At 67.3% G+C, this 19,830-nt stretch carries 23 protein-coding genes and 1 tRNA gene; 14 read left to right on the plus strand and 10 right to left on the minus strand.

Annotated features, from left to right (window positions below; translation table 11 throughout):
* Nucleotides 1-37: 37 nt before the first annotated feature.
* A tRNA-Lys gene (locus V9K99_RS21715) sits at nt 38-113 on the minus strand.
* A gap of 27 nt (nt 114-140) precedes the next feature.
* The gene (locus V9K99_RS21720) at nt 141-2,066 is read right to left on the minus strand and encodes an alpha-N-acetylglucosaminidase (RefSeq protein WP_337010451.1); all 1,926 of its coding nucleotides are present in this window, start codon (nt 2,064-2,066) and stop codon (nt 141-143) included.
* Nucleotides 2,067-2,201: 135 nt separating this feature from the next.
* On the opposite strand from V9K99_RS21720, the gene V9K99_RS21725 reads away from it, so the two are divergent.
* The 7 genes from V9K99_RS21725 (at nt 2,202) to V9K99_RS21755 (ending at nt 9,067) form a co-directional block, all read left to right on the plus strand.
* Complete coding sequence (locus tag V9K99_RS21725; protein WP_337010449.1) at nt 2,202-3,431, plus strand: ROK family transcriptional regulator; 1,230 nt, start codon at nt 2,202-2,204, stop codon at nt 3,429-3,431.
* Complete coding sequence (locus V9K99_RS21730; RefSeq protein WP_337010447.1) at nt 3,424-4,728, plus strand: ABC transporter substrate-binding protein; 1,305 nt, start codon at nt 3,424-3,426, stop codon at nt 4,726-4,728. The genes V9K99_RS21725 and V9K99_RS21730 overlap by 8 nt, the downstream gene beginning before the upstream one ends.
* Nucleotides 4,718-5,584 (plus strand): carbohydrate ABC transporter permease, encoded by an 867-nt coding sequence (locus tag V9K99_RS21735; RefSeq protein ID WP_337010445.1) that lies wholly within the window; start codon nt 4,718-4,720, stop codon nt 5,582-5,584. Before V9K99_RS21730 ends, V9K99_RS21735 begins: the two co-directional genes overlap by 11 nt.
* A 2-nt stretch (nt 5,585-5,586) precedes the next feature.
* Nucleotides 5,587-6,393 (plus strand): carbohydrate ABC transporter permease, encoded by an 807-nt coding sequence (locus V9K99_RS21740; protein ID WP_337010443.1) that lies wholly within the window; start codon nt 5,587-5,589, stop codon nt 6,391-6,393.
* A gap of 95 nt (nt 6,394-6,488) precedes the next feature.
* Nucleotides 6,489-7,133: a hypothetical protein gene (locus V9K99_RS21745; RefSeq protein ID WP_337010441.1), complete on the plus strand. Its 645-nt coding sequence runs from the start codon at nt 6,489-6,491 to the stop codon at nt 7,131-7,133.
* A gap of 121 nt (nt 7,134-7,254) precedes the next feature.
* Nucleotides 7,255-8,241, plus strand: coding sequence for an ArsR/SmtB family transcription factor (locus tag V9K99_RS21750; protein ID WP_337010439.1), 987 nt, complete (start codon nt 7,255-7,257; stop codon nt 8,239-8,241).
* A 235-nt stretch (nt 8,242-8,476) separates the two neighbouring features.
* Complete coding sequence (locus tag V9K99_RS21755) at nt 8,477-9,067, plus strand: G5 domain-containing protein (protein WP_337010437.1); 591 nt, start codon at nt 8,477-8,479, stop codon at nt 9,065-9,067.
* Here the strand turns inward: V9K99_RS21755 and V9K99_RS21760 are convergent.
* Nucleotides 9,064-9,642: a TIGR03086 family metal-binding protein gene (locus V9K99_RS21760; RefSeq protein ID WP_337010435.1), complete on the minus strand. Its 579-nt coding sequence runs from the start codon at nt 9,640-9,642 to the stop codon at nt 9,064-9,066. The genes V9K99_RS21755 and V9K99_RS21760 overlap by 4 nt on opposite strands.
* A 52-nt stretch (nt 9,643-9,694) precedes the next feature.
* Between V9K99_RS21760 and V9K99_RS21765 the strand changes: the two genes are divergently transcribed.
* Both V9K99_RS21765 and V9K99_RS21770 read left to right on the plus strand, forming a co-directional pair.
* Nucleotides 9,695-10,117 (plus strand): MarR family winged helix-turn-helix transcriptional regulator, encoded by a 423-nt coding sequence (locus tag V9K99_RS21765; protein ID WP_337010433.1) that lies wholly within the window; start codon nt 9,695-9,697, stop codon nt 10,115-10,117.
* A gap of 78 nt (nt 10,118-10,195) precedes the next feature.
* A complete protein-coding gene (locus V9K99_RS21770) occupies nt 10,196-11,080 on the plus strand; it encodes a hypothetical protein (RefSeq protein WP_337010431.1) in 885 nt (294 codons plus the stop codon).
* Here V9K99_RS21770 and V9K99_RS21775 read toward each other — a convergent pair.
* The 4 genes from V9K99_RS21775 to V9K99_RS21790 form a co-directional block, all read right to left on the minus strand.
* On the minus strand, nt 11,067-11,270 hold the full coding sequence (locus V9K99_RS21775; protein ID WP_337010429.1) for a hypothetical protein: 204 nt from the start codon (nt 11,268-11,270) through the stop codon (nt 11,067-11,069). The genes V9K99_RS21770 and V9K99_RS21775 overlap by 14 nt on opposite strands.
* 56 nt (nt 11,271-11,326) lie before the next feature.
* Entirely contained in the window at nt 11,327-12,820 is a 1,494-nt protein-coding gene (locus V9K99_RS21780) for a LuxR C-terminal-related transcriptional regulator (RefSeq protein WP_337010427.1), read from the minus strand.
* Nucleotides 12,733-13,881, minus strand: a complete 1,149-nt coding sequence (locus V9K99_RS21785; RefSeq protein ID WP_337010425.1) for a hypothetical protein — start codon at nt 13,879-13,881, stop codon at nt 12,733-12,735. The genes V9K99_RS21780 and V9K99_RS21785 overlap by 88 nt, the downstream gene beginning before the upstream one ends.
* 110 nt (nt 13,882-13,991) lie before the next feature.
* Nucleotides 13,992-14,360, minus strand: coding sequence for a PRC-barrel domain containing protein (locus V9K99_RS21790; RefSeq protein ID WP_337010423.1), 369 nt, complete (start codon nt 14,358-14,360; stop codon nt 13,992-13,994).
* A gap of 216 nt (nt 14,361-14,576) precedes the next feature.
* On the opposite strand from V9K99_RS21790, the gene V9K99_RS21795 reads away from it, so the two are divergent.
* Genes V9K99_RS21795 through V9K99_RS21805 form a run of 3 tightly spaced genes read left to right on the plus strand, consistent with a single transcriptional unit; the run spans nt 14,577 to nt 16,196 of the window.
* Complete coding sequence (locus V9K99_RS21795) at nt 14,577-14,984, plus strand: DoxX family protein (RefSeq protein WP_337010421.1); 408 nt, start codon at nt 14,577-14,579, stop codon at nt 14,982-14,984.
* Between the two features lie 43 nt (nt 14,985-15,027).
* Nucleotides 15,028-15,537, plus strand: coding sequence for a sigma-70 family RNA polymerase sigma factor (locus V9K99_RS21800; RefSeq protein WP_337010419.1), 510 nt, complete (start codon nt 15,028-15,030; stop codon nt 15,535-15,537).
* Nucleotides 15,534-16,196: an anti-sigma factor family protein gene (locus V9K99_RS21805; protein ID WP_337010417.1), complete on the plus strand. Its 663-nt coding sequence runs from the start codon at nt 15,534-15,536 to the stop codon at nt 16,194-16,196. Before V9K99_RS21800 ends, V9K99_RS21805 begins: the two co-directional genes overlap by 4 nt.
* Before the next feature lie 578 nt (nt 16,197-16,774).
* On the opposite strand, the gene V9K99_RS21810 is transcribed toward V9K99_RS21805, so the two are convergent.
* Nucleotides 16,775-17,014 carry a hypothetical protein gene (locus V9K99_RS21810; protein WP_337010415.1) on the minus strand — a complete coding sequence of 80 codons (240 nt, stop codon included), beginning with the start codon at nt 17,012-17,014 and terminating at the stop codon, nt 16,775-16,777.
* 62 nt (nt 17,015-17,076) lie between these two features.
* Nucleotides 17,077-17,784, minus strand: a complete 708-nt coding sequence (locus tag V9K99_RS21815) for an ArsR/SmtB family transcription factor (protein ID WP_337010413.1) — start codon at nt 17,782-17,784, stop codon at nt 17,077-17,079.
* Between the two features lie 67 nt (nt 17,785-17,851).
* Here V9K99_RS21815 and V9K99_RS21820 point away from each other — a divergent pair, with 67 nt between their 5' ends.
* Both V9K99_RS21820 and V9K99_RS21825 read left to right on the plus strand, forming a co-directional pair.
* Complete coding sequence (locus V9K99_RS21820; RefSeq protein WP_337010412.1) at nt 17,852-18,505, plus strand: flavin reductase family protein; 654 nt, start codon at nt 17,852-17,854, stop codon at nt 18,503-18,505.
* Between the two features lie 14 nt (nt 18,506-18,519).
* Nucleotides 18,520-19,431, plus strand: a complete 912-nt coding sequence (locus V9K99_RS21825) for a hypothetical protein (RefSeq protein WP_337010410.1) — start codon at nt 18,520-18,522, stop codon at nt 19,429-19,431.
* A gap of 1 nt (nt 19,432) precedes the next feature.
* Here the strand turns inward: V9K99_RS21825 and V9K99_RS21830 are convergent, their stop codons facing one another.
* Complete coding sequence (locus tag V9K99_RS21830) at nt 19,433-19,822, minus strand: VOC family protein (RefSeq protein WP_337010408.1); 390 nt, start codon at nt 19,820-19,822, stop codon at nt 19,433-19,435.
* Nucleotides 19,823-19,830: the final 8 nt, after the last annotated feature.

A 19,830-nucleotide genomic window follows, 5' to 3' on the forward strand; every position in this document is an offset into this window, starting at 1 on the left:
TGGCCGGCGCGGTCATGTGTGCTCTGACCTGGGCGTTTGGTAGGCCCCGTGGGACTCGAACCCACAACCCGCGGATTAAAAGTCCGCTGCTCTGCCAGTTGAGCTAGAGGCCCTCTCACGAGGGTGAGGGGAATAGTGTGTCAGGTTTGTCCAGGGGTTTGGGGGTGGGGGTGGGTGGTGTGGAGGTGGCGGGAGTGGGTGAGGAGGTTGGTTGGGGGTGGTGGGGGGAGTTCGGAGTCGAGGAAGGTCTGGGTGAGGTGGTCCTGGTTGGTGGTGGGGGTGGACCAGCGGGAGAGGTAGTAGGGGGTGACCAGGCCGGAGTAGTGGCGGGCGGCGTAGTCGTTGAGGTGGGGGGTGGGGCCCCAGGCGGTGAGGATCTGGCGGGCGTTGCGTTGGTAGAGGGTTCGTTCCTCGGGGGTTTGGGCCCAGCGGAGGGCTTTGGCTTCCCAGTTGGCGAGGGTGAAGTCGGGGTGGGTGGAGAGTAGGCGGTCCAGGTCGGTGAAGAGGGTGAGGAAGGCCGACTGGTCCGTGAGGTAGTAGTGGTCGGCCATCCGGGTCAGGTACGCGATGGCCACTGCGATCAGGTCCGGCGCCAGCGGACCGTCGAGCAGGGATGGGTCGTTCTCGGCGGCGGTGATCATCGCGCCCCAGGCGTCATGCAAGTCAGCCAGGTCGTACCAGAGCGCCGCCTGGATCTCTGAGGGTGAGTGGTACGACGGCCGCGTCGTCAGCACACCGTGGAAGTGTTCAGGAAAGATCGGGATCTCGCAGGAATACACAGTTCCCAGCAACCCGCGCCAAGCCTTCTGGAGCAGGGGCACCTGGCTCCCGTAGCGACACGCGACCCACGAGTCGAGCCAGTCCTCCAGGTCGACGGGGTTCCAGGCGAGGTCGGCGATCAGTTCGAAGAAGACCGGGTTGTTGTGGATGGCCTCCATCGACAGGCCGAGGCCCACAGGCGGATGCGACGACGCCAGCGCAGCCTCAACACCTACACCAACGGCAGAGAGGTCGGCCGCAGGGTCCGTGCGGCCGCCGAAGTTGAGCAGCCCGCACCACAACCAAGGCTTGTCCCCGAAGCCGTCGAACCGTTGCCACACCGGGTCCCGCTCAGCCCAAAGATCGGCCACGATCATCCCGTCACAAGCGTCGAGGAACGCAGCAACCCGAGCCTCGGTCCAGAACGCACGCTGGTAGGAGAACGGCCAAGCCTGCATCAACCAAACGGCGGAAGGGTCGGCCGCGCGCAGGCCGGCGAGGGTCGCGGCCGCGACGGTTCCCGGGTACGACGGATCGGCATCGACCGGGATCATCTCGATGAACGGGTCGGCGGCGTACAGGTGGTCGGTTCCGAGCAGCTCAACCTGGACCCGCGCGATCTCGCTCCCAATCGAGGCATACAGCGGATCGGCCGCGTCCAGCACCCAAGTCTCGAACCCTTGCCACTCACGCCGCGTGACCCGATCAGGAGCCAGCGCCCGCGGGATGTGCCCGGTGAACGCGGGCAGCACCGGCGTCATCCCGAAGGCACGCTCACGCTCCAGAATCCGCCGGCCCAGTGAGAGATGAGAGGAGATCCAGTACGACGGAAGCGGTCCGGCGAAGCTGTCGAGACAGCCCATGTACTGGAACGGCAAATACCCAGGACCACCGAGAAACGACCGGATCGCCTCATCAGACAGACCCAGCCGACCGTAAGCCTCCAAGAGCACCGCCTCGTGGCCAGTGAGCGCGAGCGGCATCGTGACGCCGTGAAGCGCCATCCAGTCGATCTCGCGCTCCCACTCCGCCCAGTCCCAGTAAGGCATCGTGTAGCTGAAGGTGCAGAAATTCAGGTAGTAGAACTCGGTCACCCGCGCCTCACCGCGAGTCGAGGCGCAGTCCGGCAAAGGCCCCAGCGAAAGCGGCAGCGGCGTGTCCCAGCTGACCGAGCGGCCGCACACCTTCCGCAGGTAGTCGTGCAGCCCGACGGCCGCGCTCACTCCGTCCGTGGCGGCGACCGTCAACTCCCCGCGACGAGCGACGTACTCGAACCGACGCCCACCGCCCGGCAGCCCGGCGAACATGACGGAAGCCCCGAGGACACGCTGGGCGAGCCCCTCGAGGGTGGAAATCCAAGGGTGCTGATCGCTTGACGGAGTTAGTTTCGTGCGATCCATAATAAATACCCTCGCACACCGGACAGCGCAGCGGGAAGGGTGATGATGGACGAACTGGTCGCCGTGGGCACCGAGCTCATGCGCGGGATCAACGCGGACGCCGTACTGCGGCAGCTCCGTACCGAGTCCAGCATGACCGTGTCCGCGCTGGCCAAGAAGGTCGGCCTCAGCCGGCAGGCCGTCACGCGTTCCCTGGTTGCGCTCGAGGCCGAGGGGCTGGTCGAGTTCAGCGCGCCCGAGCGCAACGCGACGAAGGTGGGGCGGCCGGCGCAGCGGGTGCGGTTCCGGGCCGAGGCCGGTTCCGTACTCGGGCTGTCGATCAGCCCGCAGGACGTCCGCGTGGCGCTGTCAGACCTGGCCGGCGCCGTCATCGCGACGAACACGGTCCAGCTTGACCCTGGGACAAGCGGCGCGGAGGGCGTCGAGGCGCTCATTGCCACAGTGCAGGCGACAATTGCCGACGCCGACATCTGGTTCGCCACCGTCGGAGCACCGGGCATCGTCGACCTGGACGCCCAGGTCATCAAGCTCATCCCGAGCATGCCGGGGTTGGCCGGCGACATCGTCGTACGGCGGCTGAGCGACGTACTCACGTGTCCGGTCTATCTCGACAACGACGTGAAGCTGGCGACGCAGGGCGAGCGGTGGCGTGGTGCGCAGCGGCGTGAGGACTCGGTGGTGATGATCCACTGGGGCGAGCGCGTCGGCGCCGGGATCGTGATGCAGGGCGAGCTGTATCGCGGTGCGTCCAACGACTCCGGTGACATCGGCTTCCTCGACTTGCTGGCCGGTGAGACCCGCAAGGACGGATTGGGTCCGTTCGAGGACTGGGTCGGCGCCGACGAGATCGTGCGGCTCGCCGGCCTGGGCACCTTCGACGAAGTACTGGATGCCTACAGCAAGCAACACCCGGCCGCCGTCAGCGCTATCGAGACCGTCGCCGGCCGATTCGCCAAAGGTGTCGCCGCGATCCGGTCGATCCTCGATCCGCAGCTCGTCGTGATCGGCGGCCCGATGGCCCGGTGTGGCGAACCGCTGCTCGAGGCGATTCGCGGCCACCTGGAGCACCAAGCCCTGAACCAGCCCCCGCTCGCCGTCTCCTCGCTCGGTGACGACGCCGTCGTGTACGGCGCTCTGCACCACTGCCTGGTGGAGATCGAGCGGACCCGGTTCGAACGCGTCAGAAGCAGCATCCGCCGAGCAGCAGCTCGCGGCCCGCTACCGGCCGAGCCACACCAGGCCGCCATCCCCGAAGGAGAAGCTCATGGGTAGGACTGCAGCAAAGCTGATAGCAGTCGGGGCCGCCGCCGTACTCGCCACCACGGCCTGCGCGGGCACCGGCGGACCGCAGGCCGCGCCGGCGACGCAGGCGTCCGTCGCCACGACGATCCCGAGCGATCCGGTCACGCTGACCCTCGCCTACACCGACGATCCGCCCACCAAGGCACTGATCGAAGGCTTCCGGAAGAAGTACCCGAACGTCACCATCAAGCCGCAGCAGACGCCGTTCAACGACTACATCAAGTCGATCAAGCTGGCCATGTCGTCGAACCAGCCGCCGGACATCGCCGAGTACAACCCGGGCGCGATGAACACGCTCGTCCCGGCCAAGCTGATCCTCGATCTGAACCCGTACGCCGAGGCCTACGGCTGGGACACCAAGTTCCCGCCGGCCAGTCTCGAAGTGCTGAAGTCGGACCAGACGGCCAAGCAGTTCGGCACCGGCAACCTGTACGCCGTACCGGGCGGACTGTCCATCCTCGGCGTCTTCTACAACAAGTCGATGGTGTCCAAGGTGCCGACGTCGCTGGCGGAGTTCGAAGCGGAGCTCGAAGTCCAGAAGAGCAAGGGCCGGACTCCGCTGAGCGTCGGCGGGCTCCAGGTCGGTGGATTCCACCTCTGGAACGCACTGCTGAACGTGATCGGCTCGGTCGACGACTACCGCGCCTGGGTCTACGGCAAGCCGGGCGCGACGATCCAGACCGACAAGGCGAAGGAAGCCACCGACACCCTGAAGCGGTGGGTCGAGAAGGGGTACGTCGCCAAGTCGGCCAACGCGACCGCGGATCCGGACGCCCAGGCGAACTTTGCCCAGGGCAAGAGTGCGTTCCTGGTCACCGGCAACTGGGCCGCTTCCGCGCTGGAGACGCAGCTGAAGGACAAGGTCGGCTTCTTCCCGATGCCGAACCCGGCCGGCGGTGAGGTGAAGGTCGCCTCCGGTGCCAGTGTCGCGTACGCCATCTCGTCCAAGACGAAGTACCCGAACGTCGCCGCCGCCTTCCTCGACTACATGAGCTCACCCGAGGCCGCGCAGATCCAGTTCGCCGGCGGTTTCATGCCGGTCGACACCAAGGCCCAGCTCAGCGCGACCGGTCTGCGCGGCGACATCGCCCAGCAGTTCGCACCGATTGCCCAGCGCAACGGGATTGTGCCGTTCCCGGACTTCGCCTCGCCCGGCATGATCGACAAGCTGACGCCGGGGATCCAGGGCATCATCAACGGGACGACCACGACCGACCAGTTCCTCGCGTCCCTGCAGGAGTCGTGGGCTGCCCATCATGGTGGGTAGACGCCGGGCGCGCGGGTGGGTCTACGTCCTGCCCGCGCTGCTCGTCTACTTCGGGTTCGCGATCTGGCCGGCTCTCAACACCGTCCGGTTGTCGTTCCTGAACTGGGACGGCATCCTCGCGCCGACCTGGGCCGGTTTCTCCAACTACACCAGGATCTTCAAGGATCCGACGCTGTACGAGGCGATCCTGCACAGCCTGGTGCTGATCGTCTTCTTCTCCTTCGTTCCGGTGGTCGTCGGTCTGCTGATGACCGGGCTCCTGCTTGGCAAGGTGCGGCGCGGGATGACGTTCTTCCGGGTCGTCTTCTTCCTGCCGCAGGTGCTGCCGTTGGTTGCCGTCGGCATCACCTGGCGCTGGCTCTACAGCGAGGACGGTGTGATCAACCAGATCCTCACCGCCGTAGGGCTTCGCGGCGTCACCCGCGCCTGGCTCGGTGACTACGACCTCGCCCTGATCGCTCTCGGCCTGATCGGCACCTGGGTGATGAGCGGGCTCTGCATGATGCTGTTCCTGTCCGGTGCTCAGAAGATCGACACCGCGCTCTACGAGGCCGCGACCCTCGACGGCGCCGGGCCGTTCCGGACGTTCCGCCACGTCACGCTTCCCGGTGTCCGCGAGGAGGTCACGATCGCGGGCGTCATCACCACGATCGCCGCGCTGGCCAGCTTCGACCTGGTCTTCGTGACCACGAACGGCGGTCCGGCCGGGCAGACGAACGTCCCCGGTCTGCTCGTCTATCGGCTGGCCTTCAACGAAAGCCAAATCGGTGCCGCCAGCGCATTGGCCGTCGTACTGACCGTCCTCGTCGTCGCCATCGTGACCACGATCCGCCGGGTTGCAAGGGTTGGTCGATAAGCATGCGCACACTTCGGTACGGCGTTCTGATCGTGATGGCGACCATGGTGTTGCTGCCGCTCGTCGGGATCGTGTTGACCGCGCTGCACTCGCCGAGTGAGCAGGTCAGTGGGCTCAGCTTGCCGGAGCACTGGTCGTGGGAGAACTTCAAGCTGGCTTGGGAGCAGGGCAACTTCACGAACCTGATGCGGTCGAGCCTGCTGATCGCCGCATGCGTCGTACCTCTCGCGGCTGTGCTCGCGACGTTGGCGGCGTACGGGCTGGAAGTCCTTAAAGTGTGGGGCAATCGGGCATTGTCGGGCGGGTTCGTGCTGGGGCTGACGCTGCCGGTCGAGCTCGTGGTCGTTGCCCTGTACTACAACCTGCAGCAGGTCGGCCTGACCAACTCCTACCTCGGCATCATCCTGGCCGAGGTCGCCCTGTTCATGCCGTTCGGCGTGTACTGGATGCAGTCGCACTTCTCCGGTCTGCCCGGTGAGCTCGTCGAGGCGGCGCGGGTCGACGGTGCCCGCGATCTCGCCGTACTGGTGCGGGTCCTGCTGCCGATCTCCTGGCCCGCGGTGACGACGCTGTCGGTGCTCTACTTCATGTGGTCGTGGAACCAGTTCCTGCTGGTGCTGGTGATGATGCAGGATCCGGACCGCCGTACGGCGCCTGCCGGGCTCGGACTGTTCGTCGGGCAGTACTCGACGAACATCCCGCTGCTGTCGGCCGCGAGCCTGATCGTGATCGCCCCGATCGTGCTCGTCTACCTCACCTTCCAGCGGAACTTCGTCAACGGGATCACACAGGGGGCGGTCAAGAGCTGACGTTCGGTGACTGTTCGTGAGTGGAGGGTCGGCGTAAGCTCATGCCCAGGGGTGGCGATCGCGCTGGGGAGGCGCGCTCGGCGTAAGGGGCAGGCATGAGTGTCGTGGAACGGGCGGCCATCGCGCCGTCGCACGACGAGGTCGTGAGCGCCTGGAAAGAGATCCTGGACCAGGCGAGCACCTTGGACCTCGCCGATCGGATCGTCATCGCGGTCAAGCTGAGAGCCCGGGCGGACGCACTGGCGACGTACGAAGGACTGGCCCGGGGCGCGGAGGACCTGGCCAGGGACGCCAAGGCGTTCGCGGCGGTGGTGCGGATCCAGAATCCGTTGGCGAAGGTGTTCGTGGCGGCCGGGCTCGCCTCGGCCGTGCTCGGATTCTTCGGCCTGTGGTCGTTCTCGGCCATGCGGAGAACACTGTTCTCCGAGACCGGGATGGCCCAGACGACGCTGGCGCTGATCGGGGTCCTGACCTTGGCGTCGGGTGCCGTGGTCGTCGGCGTGATCCGGGGTGCCGTCGTGGCCGCTCAGACCGCGGTCGAGGCAGTGGAGATCTTCAAGCACCCCTCGACGGTCCTGCTGCAGGAGGTTCGTCCGGCCGAGGATCGGCTGTTCGCGATCTTCGACCAGCGGGTCCCGGAGCCGCCGATCAGTGCCGGGCCGTTGGTCGTGCTGGGCGCCATCGGCTTCGTCGTCGGCCTCGTCCTCGCCGCCCTCGTCGGAGCCGAGGCCCTCGCCTGACTCGCGGTCGGGGCCGCGCATGACCCCCGGCCCCGGTTACGCTGGGTGCTGCAGATAGGTCAAAGTGGTCACGCTGGGGGTGTGTTCACTGGCGTGCCCATTTCCTCGGGGGAGGATGGCGATGGGTTTCCGGATTCATTTCGGCTGTGCCGACCTGGCGCGTACGACGATCGGCCGCGACCCGGATCCGTTGTGGGAAGTGCTGCTCGGCATGCACATGCTGCAGACGGATGACGAACCGGCGGTGTTCGGGGCCTGGCGGCAACGCTCCCTGGCCCGGCTGACCCCGCTCGAACGCGAGTTGCTCGTGCTCGCGCCACCGGTGGGCTATTCGCCGGACTTCTTGACGCCGGCCGAATCGGTCGACGGGCTCGAGGCCGGCCTGGCGGCGGTCGCGGCGACTCCACAAGCGCGCCTGGAGAGTGAGTTGCGCCTGCTGGCGGACGAGGTGCGGTTGCCGCCGTGGACTCGACGGCTCGCGGCGGGTGATCCCGACGTACTGAAGAAGGTCTGTCACGGGCTGAAGACGTTCCACCGGACGAAGATCGCGCCGCAGTTGCCGTCCATGTCGACGACGATCGCCCGGGACGTGAAGGTCCACGGCGACACGGTGTCGAAGGGCGGTTTCGAGACGCTCGCGGCGACGTTGCATCCGGCGATGCAGTGGCTGGCGCCGACACTCCACGTCGACATGAAGCACATCGACCGCGACCTCTACCTCCGCGGCCGCGGTCTGCGACTGGTCCCGTCGTTCTTCTGCTGGCGGCACCCGATCATGCCCGCCGACTCGGATCTGCCGCCGGTCCTGGTGTACCCGGTGAACCACGACCCGGCCTGGTCGGGATCCGCCGAACAACGCGCCGACCCCGAACGCGCCCTGGCGGACCTCCTCGGCCGTACGCGCGCCGCCGTACTCCGGACCATCTCGGCCGGCGCCTGCTCCACCAGCGAACTCGCCGCCCGAGCCGGTATCTCCCTCGCCTCCGCCAGCGAACACGCCCGAGTCCTGCACCGCACCGGCCTCGTCACCACCCGCCGAGTAGGCTCCGCCGTCCGCCACACCATCAGCCCCATAGGCATCCACATCCTCACCGGCGACCGCGCCTGACGCTGACAACCGTTGCGTACCTCCACAAATAGAGCGCTTTTCCAGCAAATGTTTGAGTCCGGCAGTTATTCGTCACGAGAGTGATTCGGTTCGGTGCGGGTGTGTGCTGGGGTCTCGACCGGCTCGGTCGATGGATGGTATGGATCGGAAATCGTCCGGGGAGGCCGGGTGCTGACAATCCTGCTGTGGGGGGAACTGCGGCGGGTTGGGGGGAATTGTGCGTTTGTTCTGTGCTGTGCTGGGGGCCGCCGTGGTGCTGGCCGCCGGTGGTTGTGGAGTGGAGCGTACGGCGGGTGTCGCGGAGCCGGCGGCGATTGCGAGTAGCCGGGTTGAGGTGACACCCACGCCGACAGCGGCTGCGACGCCGACGCCGGTCGCCACGCCGAAGCCGAAGCCTACGGTGACGACGACGAAGAAGACTGTGGTGGAGTTTCGGGTTATTCCGTTCAAGAAGAAGACGGTGACGGATTCGTCGCTGCCGAAAGGCGAGAGGGTCGTCACGACCAAAGGCGTCAACGGAACGCATCGGCTGACGTATCAGGTGACATTCGTCAACGGCGTACAGACCGCGAAGGAGTTGCTCAAGCAGGAGGTCGCCAGGCAGCCGCGGACCCAGGTGACGACGGTCGGTACCAAGGTCGAGGAGGAAGAGGAGTCGTCGGGGTGCGATCCGAACTACAGCGGATGCGTGCCGATCGCCAGCGACGTCGACTGTTCCGGTGGAAGCGGCAACGGACCTGAGTACGTGAGTGGTCCGGTCACAGTCATCGGAAGCGACATCTACGACCTGGACCGCGACAACGACGGCGTCGGCTGTGAAGACTAGGCGGGATTGCGGCCGAGGTGCGCGAGTACTTGGCTCAGAGGATCGGTGCCGGAGTAGGGGATGTCGGGGGCGAAGGGGGAGCCCGGGCTCAGACGGACGTCGCCGGTTGGAACGATGTGGGCTACGGCTAACGCCGCCTCCAGAACCTCGGGAGTGAAGGTGACCGTGGTGCCGAGGCTCTGCGCGACGTCCCAGGAGTGCACCACGTAGTCGATGAAGTGGAAGCTGATCGCCTGGTTGCCGGGGAACGACGCCCCGAACTCCGCCAGCGGGAAGGTGCGTTCGGTGACGCCGTCCTCGGCGAAGGCGGCGAGGACGTGTTCCGCTGAGTCGATGTACGCCTTGACCGGATCGTCGCCCAGGTCGCGGAGTTTCCACACGGCTTCGTCGCCGTCGCCGCGGGAGGCGGCGGCGAAGCCGTAGTGCTGGGTCGCCATGTGGGCCAGCAGGCCGTAGAGCGTCCAGGCGCGGCAGGGAGTCGGCTTGGAGAGGTCGTCGGTGGTGACACGCGCGACCAGGTCGATGCTGGTCTGAACCGCTTGTGCGTCGAGGGATACGTAATCAACTGTAGGCATGCGCTGATCATATGCGCCCGCATATGATTGCGCCAGTGCTATCTTTCCCACCGTGAGCGACGAACGCCCCGACCTCGCCGCGATGCTGTATCCGTTGGTGCGGGCCCTCATCGCGGTGGAGACGCCTGTGCTCGCCGAGCACGAGGTCTCGATGTGGGGATACTCGGTGCTGACCGCGCTCGACGACACCCCGGTCCGCACCCAGGCCGCGCTCGCGGAGGCGATCGGCGCCGACAAGTCACGCATCATCGGCACCCTCGACGAACTCCAGGACGCCGGCCTGATCGAGCGGACGCCGGACCCCAACGACCGCCGGGTCAGGCTGCTGTCGATCACCCCGAAGGGCCGCCGGGTACGACGCTCCGTTCGCAAAGGCATCCGCGCGCACGAGGACCGCATGCTCGCGGCGCTCCCACCCGCCGACCGCCAGACCTTCCTCCGCGCTCTCCGCACCCTGTACGACGACGCCCGCTGAGACAGCTCCATCCTGCGATGGAGGCAGTTCCCCCGCGGGAGTGATCCCTGTCCCGGCCGCCTGATCGAGGCTGGACGCATGACCTTGATCGCGCCCACGACCGACCTCGCCCGAACGCCAATGAGCAGGGCGGTCCTGACGTGGGCAGCGGCGTACGGCTGTGTGCGCGTGTGGTTCGCGACCGGGCACGCGCCGGACTGGAAGTTCCCCGGTGGCGACCTGCTGATTCCCGACTGGCCGGCGGTGCTGGGATGTGTGGTCAGTGCCGCGGCAGTGCTCGCGCTCGGTCGGCGACCGCGCAGCAAGTTCCTGATCAGGACGCTGTGGGTGCTCGCGGCCGGTTGGGTGGCAGCCGCCGGGATGGCGTTGCTCGATGTGGTCGGCGGCGTGCTGCCCGGTCTGGGCATCCCGTTCGATCTGCCGGGAATGCTGAGCAGATTGGCTGCCCTAGGAGGCGCCGCGCTTCTCGGCCGAACCGCGCTGACTCACCAGCGTCGGCTCGGCCCAGGCCGCTCGCTCGACGAAATCCCGACCTGGGCCGTGATCGGCGCGTGGGTCGCCGTCGCCGGGTGCCTGATCCGATTGGCCGCGCAAGCAGTCGTCGGATTCGACAGCACGCCGTACGGCGCCAGCCTCTCGCTCATCCTGTTCGAAGCCGGCTTCCTGCTCGCCGGGATCGTTCTGCCGCTGCTGCTGGTCTATCGCGTCGGCCGGCTCTTCCCGCGGTGGATGCTGTTGCTCCCCGGTGCCGGGCTCGGTGGCGGCATCACGGCGTACTTCGGCGTCGGCCTCCTGCAAATGATCGCCGCCGCAGTCCAAGGCGAGCCCGTGTACGGCGACATCGGCCTGCCGGACGCCTTCTTCTGGGTGGCGGTCCCGGCCTATCTCGTCTGGGGCGCCGGCCTGGCTGTCGCCACCTACGGCTACTACCTGTGTACCCGCAAACCCTTCAGAGGCGAGTGACCGAGATCAGCGGCACGCCGAGATCACGCACCTTGAGCAGCAGGCCGTGGAGCGCGGCCTGGTCCACCACCGACGCATCGATCCGGGTCGTGCCGTCAGGCTCGTGGTTGATACTCGAGCTGTCGAACCACGCCGACCATCGGCCGTCGAGGTGTCCCTCGAGACGGATCTCATAGCGCCGGACGGTCATGACGCCACGCTAGGAACCGATCTGGTGAGCCGTCATCACCAGATGTGGTGATCCCTTCAGTGGGTCCGCGCGAGCAGGCCGAGCTCACCGGCTCGTCGTACCGCTGCCCGCCGGCTGTTCACGCCGAGCTTCAGATAGATGTTCTTCGTGTGCGTGCGCAGGGTGTTCAGCGACACCGTGAGCTCGCGGGCGATGTCCGGTCCGGCGAGTTCGCTGCCGAGCAGTCGGAGCACCTCGAGTTCGCGCTCACTCAACGCGTCCGGCACGCCTTGCGAAGGCACCACGGCACCAGTCAGCGCACTGACGAGATGACCGACGGGGATCCCTTGCTTCGCGGCCGCTTTCAAGAGCGGCAGCATCGCCGTACCGTCGTCCACGAAGACGCGAACGTACCCTTCCGGCGAGGCCAGCGTGAGGGCCCGCGACAATGGAACCAGCGCAGCAGGTACGTCGCCCCGCTGAGCGAGCGCCTGCAACACCAGGATCTCGATGACACTGCCGATCCGGCCACCCGTCTCGGCGTCACGCAGCAGACCTTGCAACAGCTCGACCGCCTCATCGAGCGATCCCCCCGCCAGGAGTGCCCTGGCCAGCGTGATGTGCTCGAACTCGCGCAAATAGACAAGGTCACCGGGCAGACCCCGATCGCGAGCCCAGGCCAGCGCGTCCTCCACCTTGCCCTGCCGAATCCACACCCGGGCCCGCATCGCCGACACTGGCCGGACCTCCGGCGAGAAGTCGCCGAAATACCGGCGTTCCGCGTCGTCGAGAAGCTCGACCGCGCCGGCCAGATCTCCTTCCGCTTCACGGATCCGGGCCATCGCGACCCGCCGACGCCAGGGGTTCTGCGGCAACCCCATCGCGTCGCCCAACCGGTCGCTGCGGTGCAACAACTCCAGCGCCGCCGGTAGCTCGTTCCGTTCGCGGTGCAGCCCACTCATTCCGACGTACATGTCAGCCGTCCCGCGCAGCGGCGGCCCGTCCTGCCCGAGCTCCAACGCGCGTTCGTACACGCGCATCGCCTCGCGGAGTCGTCCTTGGGTGATCGCGATATCGGCCAACGTGATCGAGCAGCCGAGGGCATCGGACAGGTGCCCGACCCGGATCAGGCTCGCCATGCAGTCCGTGTACGCCGTGTGTGCTGCCTCGAGATCCCCTTGCGACCAAGACGCGAGCCCGAGCAGACCGGTCGCCGCGCCGTGGCCGAGATGATCGTCGTCCGGCAGCAGTTCGAGTGCCTTCCTCCCTTGGGTGACCGTGGTCGCGTTGTCGGCGCGCATCAGTGCCAGACCGGCCCGGTAGATGGCGATCCAGCCGCCGAGTGCCTCATCCTGCGCGGCGTCCTGCAAACGCGACTCCGCGTCGTCCACCGAGCCGAACGACAGCAGCGCGCCGGAATAGTCCAGGCTGAGCCCCGGCCGTTCTCGAAGCAGTTCGTCGGGCAGCCGCTTGAGCCAGCCGATCATCGTTGCTTCCTGCCGATCCCTCCGCATGGCCGGGAGCGCCAGCTCGAGCAGATCCGCCGCCCGCTCGAAGTCTGAAGCGGCCAATGCATGGTGGACGGCGGCTTGCAGTTCGCCGTACTGCTCATACCAAGCGCTCGCGCGTCGATGGAGGACTGGCACCTGATCGGGTTGCTCGTCGAGCAGGCGCGCGTGCATGACGTCGGCGAAGAGGTGGGGTACCGGTACCACTGCCGGCGATCGTCGAGCGGGACCAGGAACAGGTTCCCGCGTTCGAGCTCCGCCAGAACCGCCTTCCCGTCGACCTGCCCGGTCAACGCATCGCACAACGAGCCACTCAGCCGGCCGAGAATGGACGTCTGCAACAAGAACGACTGGATCTCCGGGGTCTGCCGCTGCACCACTTCCTCGACCAGATAGTCGACGACGAACCGATCGGTGCCCGCGAATCCGTCGATGAAGGCGGTCACGTCGTCACGCCCCTGCATCGACAGCGCCGCCAGTTGGAGCGCGGCGATCCACCCCTCGGTGCGCTCCTCCAGCGCGGCCACATCCCGCGCCGTCAGCTGCAGCCCCATCCTTTCGGTGAGGTACGTCGCTGCTTCGTCCGGAGTGAATCGCAGTTCGGCGGCCCGGATCTCGACCAGTTCGCCACGCGCCCGCAATCGGGCCAGCGGCAACAAAGGGTCAGCCCGACCCGCTATCACCAGGCGCAGATTCGGCGGCACGTGGTCCAGCAGGAACGCCATTCCGTCCTGGATCTCGCGCGCGTCGATCAGGTGGTAGTCGTCGAGCACCAGCACGATCTCCTGCTTGATCGCGCCGAGGTCGTTGAGCAGCGGAGTGAGCATCAGGCCGACCGGAATCGGTTGTGACGACTCCGGCAGCGTGCCGATCTCGGGCGCCACCGTTCGCAGTGCCGCGACGACGTAGGTCCAGAAGGTCGCCGGGTCGTTGTCACTGGCATCCAGCGACAGCCAAGCGACGGATCGGTTCTCGGCTGCCGCCGCCAGCACCGTCGTCTTGCCGAAACCGGCCGGCGCAGAGACCAGCGTGAGTTTCGCCCCCTTGCCCAGCCGCTCGCTCAACCGCGGCCGCGACACCAGACCCGCTCGCGGCCTGGGCACGTACAGCTTCGTCTCGAGCACAGGACCCCACCCCCGCCTTCAGCGTGCCACAGGGCCTGGCAAGCAGCGAGCCGCGGAGCCGGGGAGTGGCCCTGGCAGTGAGCCGGGCCACCCTCCGGGTCGGGTGGACGTCACATACCGCGCTTGTAGTAGTCCCCGTAGTAGTTGCCGAGACGGTCGCGGTAATCGGGGTCGACGCTGCTGTCGGGGTCGTCCGGGTCGTACTCCGGGGCGTCCTTGATCTGATCCTTGGTGCGGTCGACGTACACCTTCTCGTCGGTGGTGTCGATGCGCTGGACCACTCCGGCCGGCAGCAGCACCTTGCGGCCGAGGATCCACGGGCCGGTGTCGACCACGATGGACGAGGAACCGACCTCGTACGTCGCCTCGTCGACCTTGCCGATGTCGCCGTCGACGGCCGCGATCTTGTACCCGGTGATGTCGTTGCCCGGAGTGAATCCGGAGTCCTCCCGATAGTTCCACGGGTCGAACGTGCTCATGATGCTCTTCCTTCCGCACGGGGACGGGCCGGCCACGGTGGCCGGGACCCGGCGGTACCCCGCTCCGGCCGCTGAATGCGCGGATCGACCTAGCAATAACGCTGGTACGACGCAACCGATTCGGAGTGTGATCTGAAAGTCACGATGCGTTGAACCTGATGGCCCGCTGTCTCGTTCGGACAGGCAACGACCCCTACACCCTCGAGGAGTGAGGCCATGAAGGTGCTGGAGCGCTACCAGAAGCAAGTGATCGCCGTCTTCCGGATCGTGATCGGGTTCCTGTTCGCCAGTCACGGTGCGGCCGCGTTGTTCGGCGTACTCGGGACGAAGCAGGTCGAGATGTTCGCCTGGCCGTCCTGGTGGGCGGCCGCGATCCAGTTCGCCGGCGGTGCGTTGGTGCTGATCGGGCTGGGTACCCGGTACGCGGCCTTGCTCTGCTCGGGATCGATGGCGTACGCCTACTTCACGGTTCACCAGGTAGATGCTTTGCTTCCTGTGCAGAATGGTGGCGAGAAGGCGGCGCTGTTCTGCTTCGCCTTCCTGCTGATCGCGTTCCTCGGCAACGGCGCCTGGGCGGTGGAGCAGCGAGCAGCACCCCACAAGGCAACAGTCGCAGCGGAGTGATCCCGGCCGGGACCGCACGATGCACGACAGAGCAGGAGCGCCGATGGCCGATGACCGGGCGGCGCTGTTGCGTGAGCTGCACGATGTGCACGCGCCCGCGTTGTGGCGATTCGTGGTCCGGCTGACCGGTGACGACCGGCTGGCGGAGGATGTCGTGCAGGAGACGTTGCTGCGGGCCTGGCGCCGGCCGCAGATCCTGACCGAGGACGAGGCGGGGGCCCGGGCCTGGCTGTTCACGGTGGCGCGCAATCTCGTCATCGACGACCGGCGCAGTGCCCGGGTCAGCCGCGAGGTGGCCAGCGACGACCTGCCGGAGAACCCGAGTGCCGACCACGCGAACGCCGTACTGGACGCGTGGCTGGTGGCGGAATCGCTGGCCCAGCTGTCCGAGGAACATCGGCAGGTGATTGTTCGTGCGTACTACGGGCGTCGTACCGTCACTGATATCGCCGAAGAGCTGGACATCCCGTCGGGCACCGTGAAGTCGCGGCTGCACTACGGGCTGCGGGCGCTGAAGCTCGCGTTGCAGGAGAGGGGGGTGACGAGCCAGTGAGCGATCCGTACCGGGAGTGGGACGCGGCCTATCTGCTCGGGGCGTTGTCGGCGAAGGACCGGCGCGCCTACGAGGAGCACCTGCGGACGTGTGACGAGTGCTCGGCCGAGGTCGCGGGGCTGGCCGGCGTACCCGGCACGCTGGCGGCGCTGCCCGACGACCGCGCGCTCGCGACCATCAACGCCGCCCCGCCGAACCTGCTGCCCGGCCTGGTCCGCGCGGTCCAGCGGGACACCCGCCAGCGGCGCTTCAAGCTCGGCCTGGTGATGGCCGGCGTCGCGGCCACCGCGGCCGCGGTCAGTGCGCTGGTGGCGATCCCGCTCAGCCGCGAGGAGCCGCAGGGCGACTACGTCGTACTCGCGCAGACCGTGGCCAGCAAACTGTCCGCGGACGCCCGGCTGGTGCCGGAACGCTGGGGTACGACGATCGAGATCAGCTGCCGGTACGACGAACTGGCCACGCCGAGCGAACGGGCCCGGGGCTACGAGTTGTACGTCACGGACACGTCCGGGAAGTCCCAGCTGCTGGCCAGCTGGACCGCGTCTCCGGGGACGACGGTCAAGCCGGCCGCGACCACGAAACTGCAGCGCAGCGAGATCCGGGCGCTGGACATCCGCAGCTCGGAAACCGGCCGAATTCTGCTCGCCGTGCACTTCTGACCACTGTCCGCGCGGATTCGGTTGCGTTCGGCATGATTGGCAGTCTGCGACTGGGGCACCTGAGGGGCAGGAGCGAGGGTCGCTCGAGAGGCCGTCGATCCAGGCCCCGGTGTTCAGGGACGTGCACCGGGGTCGCTCGACGTCCGGCCGCCTCGACCGACCGCCGGACCACGCCGGCCGTGACGGACCGTCGTCAACGACCGCCGTCAGCGCGCCGGAAGATTTTTCCTTCGATCGTGTAACACTCGCGCCGTCACCAGCGATATACCGTGTGTAACGCCACTGAGGATCCCGTCCCAGGTCAACCGCCCGAAGGGCCTGGGGCGGGGTTCTCGTCGTCGACAGGCGCCCCGGCAGCGTTACGCACGAAGGCCCCCGGTACCAACCGGGGGCCTTCGTGCTGTAACCCTCCCTCAGTGCCTCGTCAAGAAACGTTCGGCACGCCTAGCGGCGCCCCAGACGCCCGCTGGCGGCGTTGTCGTCGTCGCGCAATGCTCCGCATTGCTCTCCTCCTCCGCCTTGCCAGCGAACGACTGGACCACCGCTAGTCGCACCAACGTTCCTTGACGAGGCACTCGCTATGACGCTTGTTCGCTCGTTTGGTGCGATTCCGGCAGCGCGATCCGGTCCGCCGGGAGGCGTTCCGTCTGCTCCGTGCCGTCGTCGCCCTCGTACTGCACCATGCCGGTCCATCCCGTCGCCTCGTGCTCACGGCCGATCAGCCAGCCGGGACGCCACTGTCCGTCCACAAGGACGATCACATGGCTGGGCAGCGGCAGACGGGACACCAGTTCGGTGCCGGGCTCGAACTCAGTCATGGCCGAAGGCTAGGTGGTTTCCGCGCTACGCGCCTCCTTGGAGCGTGTTTCTCACGGTCTTCTCAGACTCTGGGCAGAAGTTCTCGTACGACGCCGGTCGGTAGCCCGAATTCACGCACCGAACCGGTCACTTTCAACGCGCGGCCGCCGGGGATGTGGCTCACCCATCCGTGGTCCAAGGCGTGGACGCACAGGGCCGCTCCGACCGCACCGGCCAGATGCGGCCGTCGTTCGGTCACGTCCAGACATGACCGCAGCGCGGGTCGTCCGCGGCGCGCCTCGACCACGATGCCGAGATCTTCCAGCCAGGCCGAGCCCTCCGGCGTGAGCCTGACGCCGCCCGACCAGTCGATCAGGCCGCGCTCGGTCATCGCATCCGCCAGCGCCACACCGAGTTTGCCGGCGAGGTGGTCGTAGCAGGTCCGCGCCCGGGCGAACGCGTCCCGCTTGCTCACCGCGGCCAGGCTGCTCAGTACTTCGGTACGACGAGGTGCGAGCGCCGCAAGCCCCTCGAGCAACTCGGCCGTCTCTGGCCCGGCGAGCTTCAGGTACCGATGCCGACCCTGCCGTAGTTCGGTCAGCAACCCACCGTCGACCAACAGGTTGAGATGCTCACTGATCGTCGGCCGCGACACCTTCGCCAGCCGCGCCAGCTCAGTCGCCGTCCACGCCCGCCCGTCGAGCAACGCCAGACAGACCGTCGCCCGGGTGGCATCGGCCAACATCCGAGCCCACGCCGCCAACTCCTGCCCTTCGGTCTGCGTACTCATGCCATCCATCATGCCGTTCAGACAGTTCGGCCCCCGCCGAAGCGACCGCGACCTAGCGTCGGGACCCATGACGCATCTGACGATCGAACCGTCCATCCTGTACGTCGGTACGCCGGTCGCCCTGCTCTCCACCGAGAACGGCGACGGCACGATCAACCTCGCGCCGATGTCGTCCGCCTGGGCACTCGGCGACGTCGTCGTCCTCGGACTCGGCAACTCCGGTCAGACCGCGCACAACCTCCAGCATCGACCTGAATTGGTCATCAACTTTCCCTCGCCTGCACAGTGGGAGGCGGTCGAGCGTCTCGCTGGACTGACCGGTCGTGACCCGGTACCGGCGCACAAGCGGGCCAGGTTCCGGTACGAGCGGGAGAAGTTCAAGGCGGCCGGGCTGACGCCGGTTCCGTCCGATCTGGTCGGTCCGCCGCGGGTAGCCGAATGCCCGTTGCAGTTCGAGGCATCCGCCGTACAGGGGCAACTTGATGCCGAGGGCAACTTCTTGATCGTGCAGGCGCGAGTACTGCGGGTGCACGCCGACGACCGGATCGTCGTACCGGGGACGTCGTACGTCGATCCTGGTCTGTGGTCGCCGCTGCTGTACAACTTCCGGCACTACTTCGGCCTCGGTCCGGAGCTCGGTGAATCCTTCCGGACCGAGACGCCCAAGGAGTCGCGCAACTTTCGGCCTCGATCGGCCATCCAGGTAGGTAAGGACCACTAGGGAGGCGAGCCACCATGGCCGGTAGATCCAGGGCAATCGCAATGATGAGTACGGCCGTCCTCGGCGTCGGCCTGATCCCCGCGACGGCGTCGGCGACGCCGAGCGCGTCGACGGCGAACTGTGTCGTGTCGACGGGTTCCGTCACGGCCGGTGGCGATCACCGCTCGCAGCTCGTCATCTCGACGTCGCCGCCCACGGTCAGGCCGCCGACGATCGGTGCACCGAACCTGTATGCCGACGGCCTCGCCCGGCTGAGCAGCTCGTTCCAGGTCCAGGACGACGGGTACGGCGGCTATCGCGCCAACGGCTATGTCGTCCTCGGCGACTCGCTGTACGGCACCGGCTACACCGTGATGGACGGTGTCCTCCACGGTGGACTGGGACCGCGGATCGGGGGTGGCTGGAGCACCTTCACCGCGTTGGAAGAGGCCGAGTACCAAGGCCCGACGGACCCCGGCGTCACGCGGACCAACATGTACGCCCTCCGGAATGACGGCGTCCTGTTCCGCTGGACGGTCGACCGCGGGGTGTGGCGGAACAAGGTGTCCGCGCCGGGCTTCGCCGCAGTGAAGTCGATGGTGCTGATCAGCAAGACCAAGACCTACGACACCTTCCTCGCCAACACCCGCGGCGGCGCCCTCTACACCATCCACATCCCGACCACGTCGCCGATGAAGCCGGTCGTGAAGCTGGTCCGGCGATCGACCTGGCAGGGCTTCGAAGCGATGCTCGGGCAAATGTGCGGCCGGTACGGCACGGTGCTGCTCGGCATCGACAAGGACACGAAGACCGGCTACCTGTATGCCGTCGGTCACGCCAACGGACTCGCCACGGTCATCCAGGGCCTCGGCAAGGTCCCGGCCAGCTTCGGCGACCCGGTCTACTTCCGCTGGAAGGACTGGGGCGCCCCGCTCTTCGGTGAGTGAGTCAGCCGAGCTCGGTGAACAAGGTCAGCTGAATTCCTCCCGGCGTCTCCAGCCGGGCGTTGAGCGAGTTCCACGGAGTGCGGGTCGGCTCGGCGAGCACGGTGGCGCCGGCGTCGGCCAGCTTCCGGGTGGTCTCGGCCGAGTCGTCCACCTCCAGGGCGACTCGGTACTTCCCCGCGACCCGGCGGCCGACTTCGACCTCGTCGATGAAGTCGGCCTGACCGGGGTCCGCGATCTCGAGCGTCGCCCGCTCGACCTCGAGGATCACCACCCGCCCGTTCTCCGACGAGTAGGACGCCCGCTCGGGCAACCCGACCACGTCCCGGTAGAACGCCACCGCCGCGTCGTAGTCGTCCGCCGTCACCACCAACCGCAATTCCTTGACCGTCATGCCCTCAG

Origin of the sequence: Kribbella sp. CCNWLW201 (genome assembly GCF_037203805.1) — a bacterium.
GTDB lineage: Bacteria > Actinomycetota > Actinomycetes > Propionibacteriales > Kribbellaceae > Kribbella.